The 17757-nt window shown below is 67.6% G+C and carries 11 protein-coding genes; 1 reads left to right on the top strand and 10 read right to left on the bottom strand.

Going from position 1 to position 17757, the window contains the following annotated elements; translation table 11 throughout:
• Positions 1 to 54 precede the first annotated feature (54 nt).
• The 10 genes from galE to ngcE form a co-directional block, all read right to left on the bottom strand.
• Complete coding sequence (galE, locus tag ACFU8Q_RS26260; protein WP_384458048.1) at positions 55 to 1041, bottom strand: UDP-glucose 4-epimerase GalE; 987 nt, start codon at positions 1039 to 1041, stop codon at positions 55 to 57.
• 45 nt (positions 1042 to 1086) lie between these two features.
• Positions 1087 to 2595, bottom strand: a complete 1509-nt coding sequence (locus tag ACFU8Q_RS26255) for an amino acid permease (RefSeq protein ID WP_384458046.1) — start codon at positions 2593 to 2595, stop codon at positions 1087 to 1089.
• 202 nt (positions 2596 to 2797) lie between these two features.
• Positions 2798 to 4729: a 1-deoxy-D-xylulose-5-phosphate synthase gene (gene dxs, locus ACFU8Q_RS26250; protein ID WP_384458044.1), complete on the bottom strand. Its 1932-nt coding sequence runs from the start codon at positions 4727 to 4729 to the stop codon at positions 2798 to 2800.
• A gap of 168 nt (positions 4730 to 4897) precedes the next feature.
• Positions 4898 to 6208: a sugar ABC transporter permease gene (locus ACFU8Q_RS26245; RefSeq protein WP_384458042.1), complete on the bottom strand. Its 1311-nt coding sequence runs from the start codon at positions 6206 to 6208 to the stop codon at positions 4898 to 4900.
• Positions 6205 to 6999 (bottom strand): ATP-binding cassette domain-containing protein, encoded by a 795-nt coding sequence (locus ACFU8Q_RS26240; protein WP_384458040.1) that lies wholly within the window; start codon positions 6997 to 6999, stop codon positions 6205 to 6207. Before ACFU8Q_RS26240 ends, ACFU8Q_RS26245 begins: the two co-directional genes overlap by 4 nt.
• Positions 7000 to 7305: 306 nt before the next feature.
• Positions 7306 to 8403: a substrate-binding domain-containing protein gene (locus ACFU8Q_RS26235; protein ID WP_384458038.1), complete on the bottom strand. Its 1098-nt coding sequence runs from the start codon at positions 8401 to 8403 to the stop codon at positions 7306 to 7308.
• Between the two features lie 122 nt (positions 8404 to 8525).
• Positions 8526 to 9725: an ROK family protein gene (locus tag ACFU8Q_RS26230; RefSeq protein ID WP_384458036.1), complete on the bottom strand. Its 1200-nt coding sequence runs from the start codon at positions 9723 to 9725 to the stop codon at positions 8526 to 8528.
• 200 nt (positions 9726 to 9925) lie between these two features.
• Positions 9926 to 10843: a carbohydrate ABC transporter permease gene (locus ACFU8Q_RS26225; protein WP_384458034.1), complete on the bottom strand. Its 918-nt coding sequence runs from the start codon at positions 10841 to 10843 to the stop codon at positions 9926 to 9928.
• Between the two features lie 91 nt (positions 10844 to 10934).
• The gene (locus ACFU8Q_RS26220; RefSeq protein ID WP_384458032.1) at positions 10935 to 11858 is read right to left on the bottom strand and encodes a carbohydrate ABC transporter permease; all 924 of its coding nucleotides are present in this window, start codon (positions 11856 to 11858) and stop codon (positions 10935 to 10937) included.
• Positions 11859 to 11908: 50 nt separating this feature from the next.
• A complete protein-coding gene (gene ngcE / locus ACFU8Q_RS26215) occupies positions 11909 to 13357 on the bottom strand; it encodes an N-acetylglucosamine/diacetylchitobiose ABC transporter substrate-binding protein (protein WP_384458030.1) in 1449 nt (482 codons plus the stop codon).
• Between the two features lie 502 nt (positions 13358 to 13859).
• Between ngcE and ACFU8Q_RS26210 the strand changes: the two genes are divergently transcribed.
• Complete coding sequence (locus ACFU8Q_RS26210; RefSeq protein WP_384458028.1) at positions 13860 to 17705, top strand: GH92 family glycosyl hydrolase; 3846 nt, start codon at positions 13860 to 13862, stop codon at positions 17703 to 17705.
• Positions 17706 to 17757: the final 52 nt, after the last annotated feature.

Raw genomic sequence — 17757 nt, 5'->3', positions numbered from 1 at the left:
CCCCGGGGTGAAAGCACCCCGGGGCATCGCCGCATCAGCCGTTCCGGGCCACCCTCAGCGGCGCGCCTCGGGGTGGTGCAGGCACCAGCCCTCCCAGGCCGACGCGACCATCTCGCGCACGTCGTACCGGGCCGTCCAGCCCAGTTCCTCCCGCATACGGTCGGCCGAGGCCACGACCCGGGCCGGGTCACCCGGGCGCCGGGCGGACACGGTCGGTTCCGCCGCCGGTCCGTATCCCGTGACCTCGCCGATCAGCGAGATCATCTCGCGCACCGAAACCCCCTCGCCCAGGCCGATGTTGACCGTCAGGTCGGTCCCGTCACCGCGCTCGCCCAGGGCGCGCGCCACGGTGACGTGGGCGGAGGCCAGGTCCTCGACGTGGATGAAGTCGCGGACGCAGGTACCGTCCGACGTCGCGTAGTCGTCACCGAAGATCACCGGAGCACGGCCCTCGGTGAGCTTCTCGAACACCATCGGGATCAGGTTGAAGACGCCCGTGTCGGCGAGCTGCGGTCCGGCCGCGCCCGCGACGTTGAAGTAACGGAGCGAAGCGGTCGCCATGCCGTGGGCGGCGCCCGCCGCACGCACCATCCACTCACCGACGAGTTTGGTCTCGCCGTACGGATTGATCGGAACGCACGGAGTGTCCTCGCTGACCAGGTCGACGTCGGGGAGGCCGTACACGGCGGCGGACGAGGAGAAGAGGAAGCGGCGCGTGCCAGCCGCAGTGACGGCCTCGAGGAGGTTCTGCAGCCCGTGCACGTTCTCCCGGTAGTAGTGGAGCGGGCGGGCCACGGACTCGGCGACCTGCTTCTTCGCGGCGAGGTGGACGACTCCGTCGATGCCGAACTCCACGAGGGTCCCGTCCAGGGCGTCACGGTCGAGCGTCGAACCCTTGACGAAGGGCACGCCCTCGGGTACCCGGTTCGGGTCACCCGTGGACAAGTCGTCGTACACGACGACCTGTTCGCCCACGTCGAGCATCGCCCTTACGACGTGTGCCCCGATGAAACCCGCACCACCCGTGATCAGCCAAGTCATACCGTCATAGTATCCGCGAGACAGTGCATGCCGGACGCGCCGCTACTACCGGGCATCGCCCCGCGCCAGCCTGCTGTGGCTGCGCCCGTACGCGAAGTAGATGATCACGCCGATGATCATCCAGATGGCAAACCGCAGCCAGGTCTCGGCCGGCAGATTGAGCATCAGCCACACCGAGGCGGCCACCGAGAGGACCGGGATCAGCGGCACCCACGGGGTGCGGAACGCGCGGTGCAGATCGGGGCGGGTGCGGCGCAGCACCAGGACGCCGAGGGCGACGACGACGAACGCGAAGAGCGTGCCGATGTTCACCAGCGTCGCCAGTTCGTTGATGCTCGTGAACCCCGCGACGATCGCGATGATCACGCCGAGCAGGATGGTCGGGCGGTACGGGGTGCGGAAGCGCGGGTGCGTCACGGAGAAGAACCGCGGGAGCAGCCCGTCGCGGCTCATCGCGAAGAACACCCGGGTCTGTCCGAGCAGCAGGATCAGACAGACCGTGGTGAGGCCGATCGCGGCGCCGAAGCTGATGAACCCGGCGTAGACGGGATGGCCGACGGCCTTGAAGGCATCGGCCAGCGGGGCTTCGACGGACAGTTCGGTGTAGTGCTCCATGCCCGTGACCACCAGCGAAACGGCGACATAGAGCAGGGTGCAGATGAAGAGCGAGGCGAGGATGCCACGTGGCATGTCACGTTGCGGAACCTTCGTCTCCTCGGCGGCGGTGGCCACCACGTCGAAGCCGATGAAGGCGAAGAAGACGACGGAGGCGGCGGTGAAGATGCCCATGACGCCGAAGTTCGTGGGCGCGTAGCCGAACATCAGCTGGACCAGCGGCGCGGTCAGCCCGGAACCGGAGGGCTGTGGCTGAGCCTCGGGAATGAAGGGCGAGTAGTTGGCGGCCTTGATGAAGAACAGTCCGGCGATGATCACGATCAGCACCACGGCGACCTTGATGGCGACGACAACCGTCGTGACCCGGGCCGAGAGCTTCATGCCGAGCACCAGGACGACGGTCAGGACGAGCACCAGCACGAAGGCCAGGATGTCGAAGCCGAATCCTTTCGCCACATCGGTTCCGGAGAGCGCGTCGGGCATGGCCCAGCCGAAGTTGTCCAGCAGCGAGCGGACGTAGCCGGACCAGCCGACCGCCACCACCGCCGTGCCGAGCGCGAACTCCAGCACCAGGTCCCAGCCGATGATCCAGGCGACGAGTTCGCCGAGCGAGGCGTAGGAGAAGGTGTACGCGGAGCCGGCGACGGGGACGGTGGAGGCGAACTCGGCGTAGCAGAGCGCGGCCAGGGCGCAGACGACGGCCGCGGCGACGAAAGCGAGCGCGGTGGCGGGGCCGGCGGTCTCCTTGGCGACCTTGCCGGTGAGCACGAAGATGCCGGTGCCGATGATGACGCCCACTCCGAAGACCGTGAGGTCCAGCGCGGAGAGGGACTTCTTGAGCGCGTGCTCCGGCTCCTCGGTATCGCGGATGGACTGTTCGACCGTCTTGGTCCGGAACAGTCCATCACTGCTGGGTGGTGTGTCCTGCTGGGCAGTCACCGGCGTACCTCCACGCACTCGTCGTGTACGCCATGATTCGGATCACGCCTGCCGCGGAGGGCTCCGGACGGGGCGATTTCACGCGAATGGGCCGGTCGAACCACCCGAACAGGGTGCTCCGACCGGCCCATCGGCCGTATCACGGTTCGCCCGTACGGCCCCGTGGCACCGCGGTCCGCAGGCCGCCCGTGCCCTCAGGGTCTCAGTCGCGGACGGGCTCGGCGGCGACGGAGGCGTCGTCCGCGCCGGGCTCGTAGCGGCCGTCCAGCCTGGCGACCAGGCCGGTGACCTGGCGGGCGATGTCCGGGGCGGTCAGCCCGATCTCGGCCATGACCTCCTTGCGGGAGGCGTGGTCGAGGAAGCGCGGCGGGATACCGAAGTCGCGCAGCGGTACGTCGACCCCGGCGTCGCGCAGCGCCTGGGCGACGGCGGAGCCGACGCCGCCGGCCCTGCTGTTGTCCTCGACGGTGACGACGACCCGGTGCCGATCGGCCAGCGGGGCCATGGCCTCGTCGACCGGCTTGACCCAGCGCGGGTCCACGACCGTCGTCGTGATGCCCTGGGCGTCGAGCAGATCCGCGATCTCCAGGCACATCGGGGCGAGCGCGCCGACGGAGACGAGCAGGACGTCCGGCCGGGTGGTGCCGGGCTCGCGCAGGACGTCCATGCCGCCGACCCGGCCGACGGCCTTGACCGCCGGGCCGACCGCGCCCTTGGAGAACCGGACCACGGTCGGCGCGTCGTCGACCTCGACGGCCTCGCGCAGCTGGGCGCGGACCTGGTCGGCGTCGCGCGGGGCGGCGATCCGGAGCGTGGGCACGCACTGGAGGATCGACATGTCCCACATGCCGTTGTGCGAGGCACCGTCGGTGCCGGTGACGCCGGCCCGGTCCAGGACGAAGGTCACACCGCACTTGTGCAGCGCGACATCCATCAGGACCTGGTCGAAGGCGCGGTTGAGGAAGGTGGCGTACACCGCGAAGACGGGGTGCAGTCCGCCGGTGGCGAGGCCGGCCGCGGAGACCGCGCCGTGCTGCTCGGCGATGCCGACGTCATAGATCCGGTCGGGGAACGCCTGCTCGAACTTGGTCAGGCCGACCGGCTGGAGCATGGCCGCGGTGATCGCGACGATGTCCTTGCGCTCCTTGCCGAGCTTGACCATCTCCTCACCGAAGACGGAGGTCCAGTCGAGGCCCGAGGTGGCGACCGGGAGGCCCGTATCGGGGTGGATCTTGCCGACGGCGTGGAAGCGGTCGGCCTCGTCGAGCAGGGCGGGGGTGTAGCCGCGGCCCTTCTCGGTGAGGCAGTGCACGATGACGGGCCCGCCGAAGCGCTTGGCGCGCTGGAGCGCGGACTCCAGGGCCTCGATGTCGTGGCCGTCGATCGGGCCGACGTACTTCAGGCCGAGGTCCTCGAACATGCCCTGCGGGGCGATGAAGTCCTTCAGCCCCTTCTTGGCGCCGTGCAGCGTCTCGTACAGCGGCTTCCCGACGACGGGGGTGCGCTCCAGGATGTCCTTGCCGCGGGCCAGGAAGCGCTCGTAGCCGTCGGTGGTGCGCAGCGTGGCGAGGTGGTTGGCGAGGCCGCCGATGGTCGGGGCGTAGGAGCGCTCGTTGTCGTTGACGACGATGACGAGCGGGCGGTCCTTGGCGGCGGCGATGTTGTTCAACGCCTCCCAGGCCATACCGCCCGTGAGCGCGCCGTCACCGATGACCGCCACGACGTGGTCGTCCTTGCCCAGCACCTCGTTGGCCTTGGCGAGGCCGTCGGCCCAGCCGAGCACGGTGGAGGCGTGCGAGTTCTCGATGATGTCGTGCTCGGACTCCGCGCGGGAGGGGTAGCCGGAGAGGCCGCCCTTGCTCTTGAGCTTCGAGAAGTCCTGGCGACCGGTGAGGAGCTTGTGCACATAGCTCTGGTGACCGGTGTCGAACAGCACCTTGTCCTTCGGCGACTCGAAGACCCGGTGCAGGGCGATGGTCAGCTCGACCACGCCCAGGTTGGGGCCGAGGTGTCCGCCGGTCTTCGAAACGGCGTCGACGAGGAAGGTCCGGATCTCTTCGGCGAGCTGGTCCAGCTGCTCGGGAGTCAGCCGGTCCAGGTCGCGCGGTCCACCGATGCGGGTCAGCAGAGCCACCCGTTCCTCCTTGCGTTGAGCTGATCGAGGATGCCGATCCGATGAGTCTAGTGTTCCGCCTGTCCTGGCAGACATCGGGCAGGGGTGTGCTGCCCCACCCCCTGCCCGCAGCCGGCAGTGCCCGGCGCCTCGATCGGGGCGCCGGGCACTGGTGGGGCGGCCGCGATGTCAGGCGCGACCTGCGGTCTTCTGGGTGCGGCGGGAGACCGAGTCGATGACCACGGCGGCCAGCAGAACAGCGCCGGTGATCATGTACTGAATGGCGTTGGCCATACCGATCATGTTCAGGCCCTGCTGGATCGACTGGATCACGATCATGCCGAGCAGCGCGGACCAGACCTTGCCCCGGCCTCCGAAGAGGCTGGTGCCACCGATGACGGCGGCGGCGATGACCAGCATCAGTGTGTTGCCGCCGCCGACGCTCTTCGTGGCGCCGCCGGAGAGGCTGGCGATGAAGAGACCGCCGAAGGCGCCCAGCGTGCCGGACAGGGCGAAGACGGTGATCCGGACCCGGTCCACGTTGATACCGGCGCGGCGCGCGGCCTCCGGGTTGCCGCCCACCGCGAAGACCTGACGGCCGAAGCTCGTGCGCCGGGCGACGAAGTCCGCGACGATCAGCACGGCGAGGAAGAGCACCAGGGCGAGCGGCAGGCCACGGGCGCCGGAGGGCTCGTTCAGGACGTACGCGACGGCGAAGCACAGGATCGCGACGATGCCCGTGCGGAGCAGGACCTCGGTGGTGGGACGCGCCGGCAGGCCCGCGGCCCCGCGGCGCCGGCTGTCCATCAGGAGCGAGGCGGCGTAGGCGAGGACGGCGACCAGGGCGACGCCGTACGCGACGGCCTTGTCCTCGAAGAAGTAGTTGGTGAGGTTCTCGACGACGCTGCCGGACGGCGTGTTGATCGAGCCCTCACCGCCCATCATCCACTCCTGCAGACCGCTCCAGCCAAGGAAACCGGCCAGGGTGACGACGAAGGCCGGCACCCCGATCTTGGCGAAGAAGAAGCCGTGGAGCGCGCCGAGCACCATGCCGGAGAGCACCGCGACGAGCACCGCCGACCAGTCGTTCCAGCCGTGGTTGACGTTGAGCACGGCCCAGACGGCCGCACCGACACCGGCGACCGAGCCGACGGACAGGTCGATCTCGCCGAGCAGCAGCACGAAGACGATGCCGACCGCCATGATGCCGAGGCCGGAGCTGTAGACGGCGACGTTGGCGATGGAACTGGCGGAGAGGAAGTTGCTGTTCTGGAACTGGAAGACGACCGCGATGACGATCAGGCCGACCAGGACCGGCAGTGAGCCGAGCTCGCCGCCACGCACCTTGCGGGTGAACTCGGACCAGTAGCCCTTGAAGCCCTCCTCGCGGATGAGCAGGCGCGGGTCCACCGCGGGGGCCGGGGCCGCCGACGGCTCGGCCGCGGGTGTCGCCGCGGGCTTGTCATCGGCGGTTTCGGGGGTCTTGGCGAGGTCGCTCACTTCGCGTCCTCCTTCGTGGCTGTGCGGGCCTGGCGGCGCGTGACGGCGTTGTCCGTGGCACCGGTGATCGCGGAGATGATCTCCTCGTGGGACGTGGTCGCCATGTCGAAGACTCCGTTGTTGCGGCCCAGTCGCAGCACCGCCACCTTGTCGGCGACGGCGCGCACGTCGGCCATGTTGTGGCTGATGAGGATGACGCCGTGGCCGCGCTCACGCAGCCGCTCGACGAGGTCGAGGACCTGGGCGGTCTGCTCGACGCCGAGGGCGGCGGTCGGCTCGTCGAGGATGACGACCTTGGGGTCACCGATCAGGGCGCGGGCGATGGCCACGACCTGGCGCTGGCCGCCGGAGAGCGAGGCGACCGGGATACGGACGCTGGGGATCCGGATGGACAGCGTGTCGAGCAGTTCCTTGGCGCGCTTCTCCATCCCGATCTCGTCGAGGACGGAGGCCTTGCGCAGTTCGCTGCCGAGGAAGAGGTTGGCGACCACATCGAGGTTGTCGCAGAGCGCCAAGTCCTGGTAGACGGTGGCGACTCCGAGTTCCTGGGCGTCGTTCGGCCGGTTGATGCGGACCGGTTCGCCCTCCCACTCGATGGCGCCTTCGTCGATCGGGTGGACCCCCGAAATGGTCTTGACGAGGGTCGACTTGCCGGCGCCGTTGTCGCCGACCAGGGCGACCACTTCGCCGGAGCGAATCTCCAGGTCCACATCGGTGAGCGCCTGGACGGCGCCGAACCGCTTGGAGATTCCGCGCAACGCCAGCACGGGCGTAGCGGACACGTAAATCATCTCCTTCGCCGCCTGACCGGCGGGGATGGTGCTGCTGAGCACAGGGGGCGGGGCCGGTCACCGGGCCGCCGGGAAGAACGGAACGTCTCCGGGGACCGCGTCGGAACGTCGTCGCCGGGGGACGACCACGCGCCGAGACGGCTCCCGGGAACGAGTTCCGTGCCGGCCCGGGCCTCGCGGCGCGCCCCTGAGGGCAGCCGCGTGCGGTGACCGGAACCGGTGGGAAGTCCGGCGCCCGCCCCTGCTGCGGGGCATGTGACGGGGTGGGCGCCGGACCGGACCGGGGTGACGTCTGCCGGCGGGTGACTACTTGACGCCGGCAGCGTCGCAGGCCGCCTTGTACTGGGCGGTGCAGATCTCCTCGACCTTGTAGACCTTGTCGGCGACGATCGTGGAGGCGATGTTCTCCTTGGTCACGACCGAGGCGTCGTACAGCTTGGACGGGGTGCCCTTGAACTCGCCCGAGAGGCTGTCGACCTTGACCGGGGCCAGGTCGTCGATCTTCTCGCCCTTGAGCAGCCGGACGGCGATCTCGGCGGTGGTCTCGGCCTCCGGCTTGATCTGCTTGTAGATCGAGAAGGCCTGCTCGCCCGTGAGGATGCGCTGCAGACCGGCGAGCTCGGAGTCCTGACCGCCGACCGGAACCTTCACGCCCTGCTTCTTCAGGGCCGTGATGATCCCGCCGGCCATGCCGTCGTTGGCGGAGTAGACAGCCTGGAAGCCGTCCTTGCCCAGGGAGTCGATGGCCGCTCCCATCTTCTTGTTGGCCTCGTCCGCCGACCAGTCCGGGATGTCCTGCTCGTAGACGACCTTCTTGACCTGCTTGTCGAGGACGCTGTGCGCGCCCCTCTTGAAGAAGGGGGCGTTCGGGTCGGTCGGCGAGCCGTTGATCATGACAACGTTGCTGTCCTTGGCCTTGGCGCCCATCGCCTTGACCAGCGCCTCGCCCTGGAGCTGGCCGATCTTCTCGTTGTCGTACGACACATAGGCGGAGATCGGGCCCTCGGCGAGGCGGTCGTACGCGACGACCTTGACGCCCTTCTTCGCGGCCTGCTGGACCCAGGACTTCGCGGCCTTGTAGTCGACGGTGTCCAGGATGATGACCTTCACGCCCTGCGTGACGAGCGCGTCGAACTGCTTCTTCTGGGTCTCGCTGTCCCCCGCCGCGTTGTTGTACTTGACCTTGCAGTCGCCGCACAGCTGCGTGATCTTCGCCTCGATGATGGGGCGGTCGAACGTCTCGTAACGCGTGGTCTTGTTCTCCGGCAGGAGCAGGCCGATGGTCTTGCTGTCGCCGCCGCTGCCGGAGTCCTTGTCGTCACCGGCCTTGCCACAGGCTGCGAGGGAGACGGCCATGGAAACAGCGGCCGTGCCTATGACAATGCGTCGCGTCGTTGCGTTCATGTGGGGTTGCCTCCCTGACGAGGCCGCGACGGTGCGGCCGAGGTGGCAGGAAGTCAACTCGGCTGAGACGTCAGCGTCAAGGAGTAAATCCTTAACGAGATGACAACGGTGCCATTCGTTATCTAAGTGAAGGCGGGGGTAGTTGGCGACAGGGTGTTTTCCAAAAGGGTCGAATCCCCCATCTCACTCAGCACCAGGGCCAGCGCACCCAGCACTTCGGCCCGGCTGCCGAGCGCCCCCGGCAGTACCGAGAGCTGCCGGGCCGCGCTGGGAATGGCGTAGCGGGAGACCGAGTCGCGGATCGGTGCGAGCACCAACTCACCGGCCTCGGCGAGCGAACCGCCGAGCACCACCCGGCTGGGGTTGAGCAGATTGCAGAGGTTGGCCACCCCGCTGCCGATGTGGCGTCCCACGTCCCCGATCACCCGGCGGCAGCCCGGATCGCCCTCGCGGGCCAACTGGACCACCCGTTCCATGGTGAGATCGGGCCCGTGACTGGGCTGGAGCAGCGGCAGGACGTAGCGCGCGGCGGTGAACGTCTCCAGGCATCCGCGGTTGCCGCAGCGGCAGACCGGACCCGACTCGTCGAGCGTGATGTGCCCGATCTCGCCGGCCGTGCCGCCCGGCCCCCGGTAGATGTGCCCGTCGATCACCAGACCGGCGCCGACACCGCTGGCGACCTTGATGTACGCGAGGTCCTTGACCCCGCGCCCGCTCCCCCAGACCAGCTCGCCGAGCGCGCCGAGGTTGGCGTCGTTGTCGACGTACACCGGCACGCCGAGCCGGCCCGCGAGCTCCTCGCTGGGGTTGATGCCCGTCCAGCCCGGCAGGATCGACGTGGAGCCCAGCGTGCCGGACTCGACGTCGATCGGGCCGGGAACACCGAGGCCCACCCCGATCACCTTGTCCGGGCTGATCCCGGTCGTCTCGATGAGCCGTTTGACCAGGCGTTCCGCCCGCCCGAACCCCTCCGCGGCCGAGGCGTCGACGTCCATCGGCTCGGACTCCTCGGCGAGCACCTGGTGGGCGAGGTTGCCGATCGCCACCCGCAGATGCGTATGACCGAAGTCGACGCCGATCACAATGCCGGCGTCACCGCTGAGCGAGACGCTGCGGGCCCGTCGGCCGCCCGCCGAGGTGGGGGTCACCTCGACCGTGCCGCCGTCCTTCAGTTCGCGAACGATGTTGGAGACCGTGGCCGCCGACAGTCCGGTGCTCCGTGCGATCTCCGCCTGGGTGAGCGAGCCCGCCATGCGTACCGCGCGCACCACCCGCTCAAGGTTGGCGCGATGCAGAGATGTCTGCGAACCCGGAGTCTCCATCGACTCTCTCACTCCTACCGATTTCTCTAACATGTGAACTCTAAGCTGAGCGTTTTGAGGTACTCCCCGTCAAGACCTTGAGCATGCGAAGCCTCGGATGAGCACGGTGCCCTCACCGGGGGCGACCTCCCGCACACGACGAACCGCCCGCCGGCGTGTGGCCGACGGGCGGTTCGTGTGTGTACGGAGGGTTGCGAGCGCTACTTCACCGCCCCCGCGGTGAGCCCGGCGACGACCTGGCGCTGGAAGATGATGTAGGCCGCGAGGACCGGCAGCATCGCCATCACCAGACCGGCGAAGAGTCCGGACCAGTCACCCTTGTACCCCTGGCTGGTGGCCAGTTCGACCAGGCCCTGGGAGAGCACCCGGTGGTTCGGATCGGTGTTGAGCACCGTCGGCAGCATGTACTGGTTCCACTGCCCGAGGAAGTTGAAGATACCGACGCTGATCAGGCCGGGCTTCGCCATCGGCAGCATCACCTGGAAGAACGTCCGGGTGTGCGAGGCCCCGTCGATCATCGCCGCTTCCGCCACCGAACTCGGCAGTGTCCGGAAGAACGAGGTGAGGAAGAAGACGGTGAACGGCAGCGAATACGCGATGTAGACCATGATCAGTCCGTGCCGCGTGTTCAGCAGGCCCATGTTGTTCATGACGAAGAACAGCGGGACCAGCGCCAGGATGATCGGGAAGCTCATCCCGCCGATGAACAGGTAGTAGAGGAAGCGGTTGCCGGGGAAGTCGAACCGCGCCAGTACGTATGCCGCCATCGACCCGAGCAGCAGGGTTCCGACGAGCGAGCAGCCCACCACCACGACGGTGTTGAAGAAGTAGTCGCTCATGTGCGCCTGGGTCCAGGCGCGCGACCAGTTTTCGAAGTGCAGCTTGTCGGGCAGCGCCCACGGCGTCGACAGGATCGAGTCGTCCGTCTTGAAGGACGCCATCACCGCCCAGAGCAGTGGCAGGACGACCAGGATCGCCCAGATGATCAGCACACCGTGCGAGAAGACATTGAGGACCTGGCCCTCGCCGCTCTTCTCCTTGACGGCGGGCGCGGGCGCCTTGGCCACGGGTGCCGGGTCCGCCGCCGGTGCCGTGGGAGGGGTGTCAGTCGTCTTCACGTGTACTCACCTCGTACTTTCGAGCCGGACACGGAGACCGACCTGTGGTGCCTGCCGGTGATCCGGGGGCCGGCCCCCGTCAATCGCAGCATCAGAACTCCAGCCGCTCGCGCCGGCCCAGCCGCATCACGACGGCGGCGAAGGCCATGGTGACGATGAGCAGTCCGACACCGATCGTTGTCGCGTATCCGGCCTGCCCGTCGCGGAAGGCCGTCTGGTACACGTACAGCGGAAGGACCGTGGTCGAGTAGTCGGGACCACCGGGGCCCACGGTCATGACCTGTACGGCGGTGAACGCCTCCACGCCGAGAGCCAGGATCCCCATGTACACCCAGCCCGACTGCACCGTGTCCCAGAGCAGCGGAAGCGTGATGCGGAAGAACGTGGTGAAGCGGTTGGCGCCGTCGAGGAGCGCCGCCTCGTAGAAGTCCTTCGGGATGGACGCCATGCCGGCCGAGAAGAGGACGACGAAGAATCCGACCGTCGACCACACCAGCACCGACATGACACACACGAGCGCGAGACTCGGATCGCCCAGCCAGTCCGGCTGGATGGATCCCAGACCGATCGCCTTCAGTGTCGAATTCAGCATCCCGCTGGTGGGGTTGAAAGCGAACTGGAAGAGCAGGGCGACGATGACGATCGAGAGCACCTGCGGGAAGAAATAGGCGATCTTGTAGAAGGACGAGCCCCGCACGCCGGAGACCGCGGCGTTCTTGCGCCGCCGGCCTCCGACATTGAGCATGAAGGCGAAGAAGAGCGCCAGGCCCAGCGTCACCAGCGGCAGCAGCAGCACGAGCAACACGCTGTGCTGCAACGACTTCCAGAAGATGTCGTCCTTCAGCATCCTCGTGTAGTTGTCGAACCCGACCATCTTGAAGTCCGGGCTCAGGCCGGTCCAGTCCGTGAACGAGTAGTAAATGGACTGGATGAACGGCCAAATGACGAAGACCGCGTACAACGCCAGTGGGACTACCAAGAACCCCACGATGAAACGGTACTTGCCATGCTGCATCGTTTACCGACCCCGATCTTTCCGCGGGTGCCGCCGCTGGTGACGGTTGCTCACTGGTGCTTGTAGTGCTTGATGGACTGGTCCTTGGCCGCCGCGTCCGCGAAGGCCTGGATCTTCTTGAGGGTCTCGGCCGGGGTCGCGCGGCCGGCCATCATCTCGCCGATGCCGGCGACGCCGATCTGCTCCTTCTGGAGCTTCACGTACCAGTCCTGCAGACGCGGGTTCACCACGTTGTCGCCGGCCTTCTTCAGCGAGTCGACACCGGCCTGCATGGCGGTCGACAGAGTCAGACCGTCGGTGCCGCCGTTGAAGGCGCTGAGCGACTTGACCTGCTTGGTGAAGTTCTTCGACGACTCCTCGGAGAGCATGATGCGCAGCTGCTCCATGCCGCCCTCGGGGTTCTTCGCCTTGGCCGGGACGATGAACGGCTCGCCGCCGGACGCCCAGATGGTGCCGAACGGCATCTTGTCGGACGAGTCGAGGCCGGACGGCGGCGCGACCATCATCTTGAAGTCCTTGGGCGTGGTCGGCGCCGCCTCGTTCTCCACCCACGAGCCGTTCGGGATGAACAGCGCCTTGCCCTTGGTCCACTCGGTCTGCGACTGGATGTGGGTCAGGCCGGGGGTGCCCTTGAGGATGTAGCCCTTCTGGTACAGCTCGTAGTACGCCTCGAACGCCGCCTTCACCGCGGGGTCCATCCAGGCGTTCGGCTCCAGGTTGTCGATCTTGTCGAGAACCTCCCGGCCACCGATCTTGGCGATGAACGGGTAGAGCGAGAACGGCAGGTAGTACGGGTACTTGCCGGGGTACGTCCAGCCGGCGATGCCCTTCTTCTTCGCCTTGGCGCAGAGGGCGAGCATGTCGTCCCAGTTCTCGGGGTACTGCGCGTCGAGGTTGTCGAGCGCGGTCTGCGAGTACCAGACGCCGTACACGGTGTACGCGTAGTACATGATCCAGACGGGGTCGCCGTCGAACTGGCCCATCTCCAGGACACCGGGGCGCAGCGTGTCGCGGACCTTCTTGCTCGGGTCGTCGATGGACGGGGCGTCCATCAACGGCGTGAGGTCGAGCAGCTGCTTCTTGCCGACCAGGACACCCATGTCCATCTGCTCGGCGCCGGAGTTGTCGATCAGGTCCGGCGGGGTGCCGCCGTTGAAGCGCGGCTGCAGCTGCGACTGGATCTTCTGGGTCGCGGCGTGCTTGACCTTCGGGGCCTTCGGGAACGCGGCGTTGTACTTCTTCTCCGCGTCGAGAGCGTACTGCTGGCCGAAACCACCGTCGAAGATGACTACCTCGAGGGGAGCCGTCTCGTTGACGCCGAGCGGGTTCGTCTTGCTGGTCTTGCCCTTCTCGACCTTCTTGTCGCCGCCGCTGTCACTGCTCGCACATGCCGACAGGAAGCTCATCGTCGGCACGGTGATCAGACCGAGTGCGGCAGATCGCTTGATCACATCGCGACGGCCAAGGCCCTCATTCTTGTGGGCGGAGGTGGATCCCATGCTCAAGTCCTCGCCTTCTCCAGGACTCAGGCGGTGTGTACCGGTCGCCCGTCGATATTCGCCAGACAGGCGAAGGGCCCCGCCACCGCGGTCAGTTGCGCTTGGGTGGTGCTGATTTCAGGCTAGCCATGTGCAGCGGGGGGTCGAGGGAGTTCGGACATCGGATCGCACCTGTTGTGCCGTCCTCGGCCGTTCCCCCGTGTCCCCCTGTCCGCGTCACCGGAAACGGCGGTGCAGACGCCGACAGGTATAGTCCACTTGCGACCAACTGAGCAAGATCGAATGCAAGTTTGAGCAGCAGTCTTTCCCGAGTTGAGACCTCGCGGATACCTGGACCCCGTGCGTCCCGATCCGGGCGTAACGATTTCCGCATTACGGTTGATTCCGTCGGCGATTCACGCCCAACACCCTTGACACATCCCGTCACTTGGCTCCCTACTGGACCTTGTGCAACTCCGTGACAACGTTGTCCAAGCACGCTTCCTCGGGAGGAATGCCCGGCATGCAGCCCCGACATGGTTCTCGTAAGAGACAAAGCCGTACGGCCGCGCTGATCGCGGCTTCACTGGTTCTGGTCGTGACAGCCCCCACCGCGGCCGCCGCGCAGTCGGCACGGACCGGAGAAAAGGGCCAAAGCGCCTTGGGGGAACGGACGTTCAGTTCTTCCTTCGAAGCGGATGAAAAGCAGCCGGACTGGCGCAACACCGTCGAAGAAGGCCCGGACGGAAAGAAGCGGTCATCGGGTGTCGATGGCGGCTTCTCCGCCGGAATACCGGGCAATGTGACCGACAAGGTGACAGACGTCCGCGCCAGCGGCGAGAACACCGGCGGCGGGGAGGTGAAGGAGAACCTGATCGACGGGGAGCCCGGCACCAAGTGGCTGGCCTTCGAGCCCACCGGCTGGGTCGAGTTCGATCTCGTCGAACCGGTCAAGGTCGTCACGTACGCGCTGACGTCGGCCAATGACCACGACGAGCGCGACCCGAAGGACTGGACCCTGCAGGGCTCCGCCGACGGCAGGACGTGGAAGGACCTGGACTCCCGGACCGGCCAGACCTTCACCGAGCGGTTCCAGACGAGGTCGTACGATGTCACATCCGACACGGCGTACCAGCACTACCGCCTGCAGATCACGAAGAACAACGGCGCCTCCGACGCGACCCAGCTCGCGGACGTCCAGTTCTCCGACGGCGACACCTCGGCCCCGGCCCCCGACTCGATGCGCAGCCAGGCCGACCGCGGCCCGTCCGGCTCCCCCACCGCCAAGGCGGGCGCGGGCTTCACCGGTAAGAAGGCCCTGCGGTACGCCGGTACGCACAAGGCGGACGGCCGGGCCTACTCGTACAACAAGATCTTCGATGTGAACACGGCTGTCACCCGTGACACCTCACTGTCATATGTGATCTATCCCCAGATGGGCGAGACCGACCTCTCGTACCCGGCGACGCATGTCTCGGTGGACCTGGCGTTCACGGACGGCACGTACCTGAGCGATCTGCGGGCGACCGACAGCAACGGCGGCCCGCTGACCCCGCAGGGCCAGGCCGATGCCAAGCGGCTGTACGTCAACCAGTGGAACAAGGTCGACTCGGTGATCGGCACCGTCGCGGCGGGCAAGACCGTCGACCGGATTCTGGTGGCGTACGACTCCCCCAAGGGCCCGGCGAAGTTCCAGGGCTGGATCGACGACATCAAGATCGCCCCGAAGGCGCCCGAGAAGCGACGCCCGCACCTCTCCGACTACGCGTCGACGGTCCGGGGCACCAACTCCAGCGGTGGTTTCTCGCGTGGCAACAACTTCCCCGCCACCGCGGTCCCGAACGGCTTCAACTTCTGGACGCCGGTCACCAACGCCGGATCGACCAGTTGGCTGTACGACTACGCGCGCGGCAACAACGACGACAACCTGCCCACGCTCCAGGCGTTCAGCGCCAGCCACGAGCCGAGCCCCTGGATGGGCGACCGGCAGACCTTCCAGCTGATGCCGTCGGCGGTCTCCGGCACTCCGGACGCCTCGCGCAAGGCGCGTGCGCTGCCGTTCCACCACGAGAACGAGACGGCGAAGCCGCACTACTACGGTGTGACCTTCGACAACGGCCTCAAGGCCGAGATGACACCGGCCGACCACGCGGCCCGGATGCGGTTCACCTACCCCGGCGACGACGCGAGTGTCGTCTTCGACAACGTCTCCAACGACGGTGGCCTCACCCTCGATCCGGACTCCAGCTCCTTCACCGGCTTCTCCGACGTGAAGAGCGGCGGCTCGACCGGCGCGACCCGGCTCTTCGTCTACGGCGTCTTCGACGCGCCGGTCACCGCGAGCGGCAAGCTGTCCGGCGGCGGTGGTGACGATGTCACCGGGTACCTCCGCTTCGACGCGGGCAAGGACCGCACGGTCGGCCTGCGCCTGGCGACCTCGCTCATCAGCATCGACCAGGCCAAGCAGAACCTCGCCGCCGAGGTCCCCGCCGCGCGCTCCTTCGGCGCGGTCGAGGACCGGGCGCAGCGGGCCTGGGACGGCATCCTGGGCAAGGTGGAGGTCGAGGGCGCCACGGCCGACCAGCTGACCACCCTGTACTCCAGCCTGTACCGGCTGTACCTGTACCCGAACTCGGGCTTCGAGAAGGTCGGCGGCAAGGACAAGTACGCCAGCCCCTTCTCCCCGCAGGTCGGCTCCGACACCCCGACCCACACGGGTGCGAAGATCGTCGACGGCAAGGTGTACGTCAACAACGGCTTCTGGGACACCTACCGGACGACGTGGCCCGCGTACTCCCTCCTGACACCGGACAAGGCCGGTGAGATGGTGGACGGCTTCGTCCAGCAGTACAAGGACGGCGGCTGGATCTCCCGCTGGTCCTCCCCCGGCTACGCCGACCTGATGACCGGCACCTCCTCGGACGTCGCGTTCGCGGACGCGTACGTCAAGGGCGTGAAGTTCGATGCCGAGGCGGCGTACGACGCGGCGCTGAAGAACGCCACGGTGGTCCCGCCGTCCTCGGGCGTCGGCCGCAAGGGCATGGCGACGTCCCCGTTCGTCGGCTACGCGAACACCGCCACGCACGAGGGCCTGTCCTGGTCGCTGGAGGGCTACCTCAACGACTACGGCATCGCGCAGATGGGCCGGGCGCTCTACGAGAAGACGAAGAAGGAGCGGTACAAGGAGGAGTCCGAGTACTTCCTGAACCGCGCCCGCAACTACGTCGAGCTCTTCGACAACAAAGTGGGCTTCTTCCAGGGCAAGGACGCGAAGGGCGACTGGCGCCTCACGCCGGACACGTACGACCCGCGGGTCTGGGGCTACGACTACACGGAGACGAACGGCTGGGGCTATGCCTTCACGGCCCCGCAGGACAGCCGGGGCCTGGCGAACCTGTACGGCGGGCGCGCCGGCCTGGCGAAGAAGCTCGACACGTACTTCGCCACGCCGGAGACGGCCGGGCCCGAGTTCGTCGGCTCGTACGGCGGCGTCATCCACGAGATGACCGAGGCGCGTGACGTACGGATGGGGCAGTACGGCCACAGCAACCAGGTCGCGCACCATGTCACCTACATGTACGACGCGGCCTCGCAGCCCTGGAAGGCGCAGGAGAAGGTCCGCGAGGTCCTGAGCCGCCTCTATACCGGCAGCGAGATCGGGCAGGGCTACCACGGCGACGAGGACAACGGCGAGCAGTCGGCCTGGTACCTCTTCTCCTCGCTCGGCTTCTACCCGCTCGTCATGGGCAGTGGCGAGTACGCCATCGGCTCCCCGCTCTTCAAGAAGACCACGGTCCACCTGGAGAACGGCCACGACCTGGTCGTCAAGGCGCCCAAGAACAGCGCGAAGAACATCTATGTCCAGGGCCTGAAGGTCAACGGCAAGAACTGGGCCTCGACTTCACTGCCGCACGACCTGCTGGCCAAGGGCGGTGTGCTGGACTTCGACATGGGCGCCGAGCCGTCGTCGTGGGGCACCGGCAAGGACGCGGCGCCGACCTCGATCACCACGGACGACAAGGTGGCGACGCCGAAGGCGGACGTCCTGAAGGGCGAGGGTGCCCTCTTCGACAACACGTCGGCCACGTCGGCGACGGTCACCTCGGTGGACCTGCCGGTGGCCTCGGCCACGGGCGCGGCCCAGTACACGCTGACATCGAGCGCGGCGGACAGGGCCCCGACGGGCTGGGTCCTCCAGGGCTCGTCGGACGGCGCGACGTGGAAGGACCTCGACAAGCGGTCGGGCCAGTCGTTCGCCTGGGACAGGCAGACGAGGGTGTTCTCGGTGGGCTCCCCGGGCTCGTACGCGCACTACCGCCTGGTGTTCGCCGGTGAAGGGACGCTCGCGGAGGTGGAGTTGCTCTCCTGACCCGGGTGTTCTGCCCGCGTCACGGCCGACGGCCGGTACCCCGCCCCGGGGT

The sequence above is a fragment of the Streptomyces sp. NPDC057543 genome (assembly GCF_042801895.1).
Classification (GTDB): Bacteria; Actinomycetota; Actinomycetes; order Streptomycetales; family Streptomycetaceae; genus Streptomyces.
The sequence above is the reverse complement of the archived record's forward strand: the minus strand, read 5'-3'. Positions and strand labels throughout refer to the sequence as shown.

Excerpts from the sequence above, each read along its gene's own strand:
- ACFU8Q_RS26230 (WP_384458036.1), bottom strand. The coding sequence starts at position 9,725 with ATGGAGACTCCGGGTTCGCAGACATCTCTGCATCGCGCCAACCTTGAG.
- ACFU8Q_RS26220 (WP_384458032.1), bottom strand. The coding sequence starts at position 11,858 with ATGCAGCATGGCAAGTACCGTTTCATCGTGGGGTTCTTGGTAGTCCCA.
- galE (WP_384458048.1), bottom strand. The coding sequence starts at position 1,041 with ATGACTTGGCTGATCACGGGTGGTGCGGGTTTCATCGGGGCACACGTC.
- ACFU8Q_RS26240 (WP_384458040.1), bottom strand. The coding sequence starts at position 6,999 with ATGATTTACGTGTCCGCTACGCCCGTGCTGGCGTTGCGCGGAATCTCC.
- ACFU8Q_RS26210 (WP_384458028.1), top strand. The coding sequence starts at position 13,860 with ATGCAGCCCCGACATGGTTCTCGTAAGAGACAAAGCCGTACGGCCGCG.
- ACFU8Q_RS26235 (WP_384458038.1), bottom strand. The coding sequence starts at position 8,403 with ATGAACGCAACGACGCGACGCATTGTCATAGGCACGGCCGCTGTTTCC.
- ngcE (WP_384458030.1), bottom strand. The coding sequence starts at position 13,357 with ATGGGATCCACCTCCGCCCACAAGAATGAGGGCCTTGGCCGTCGCGAT.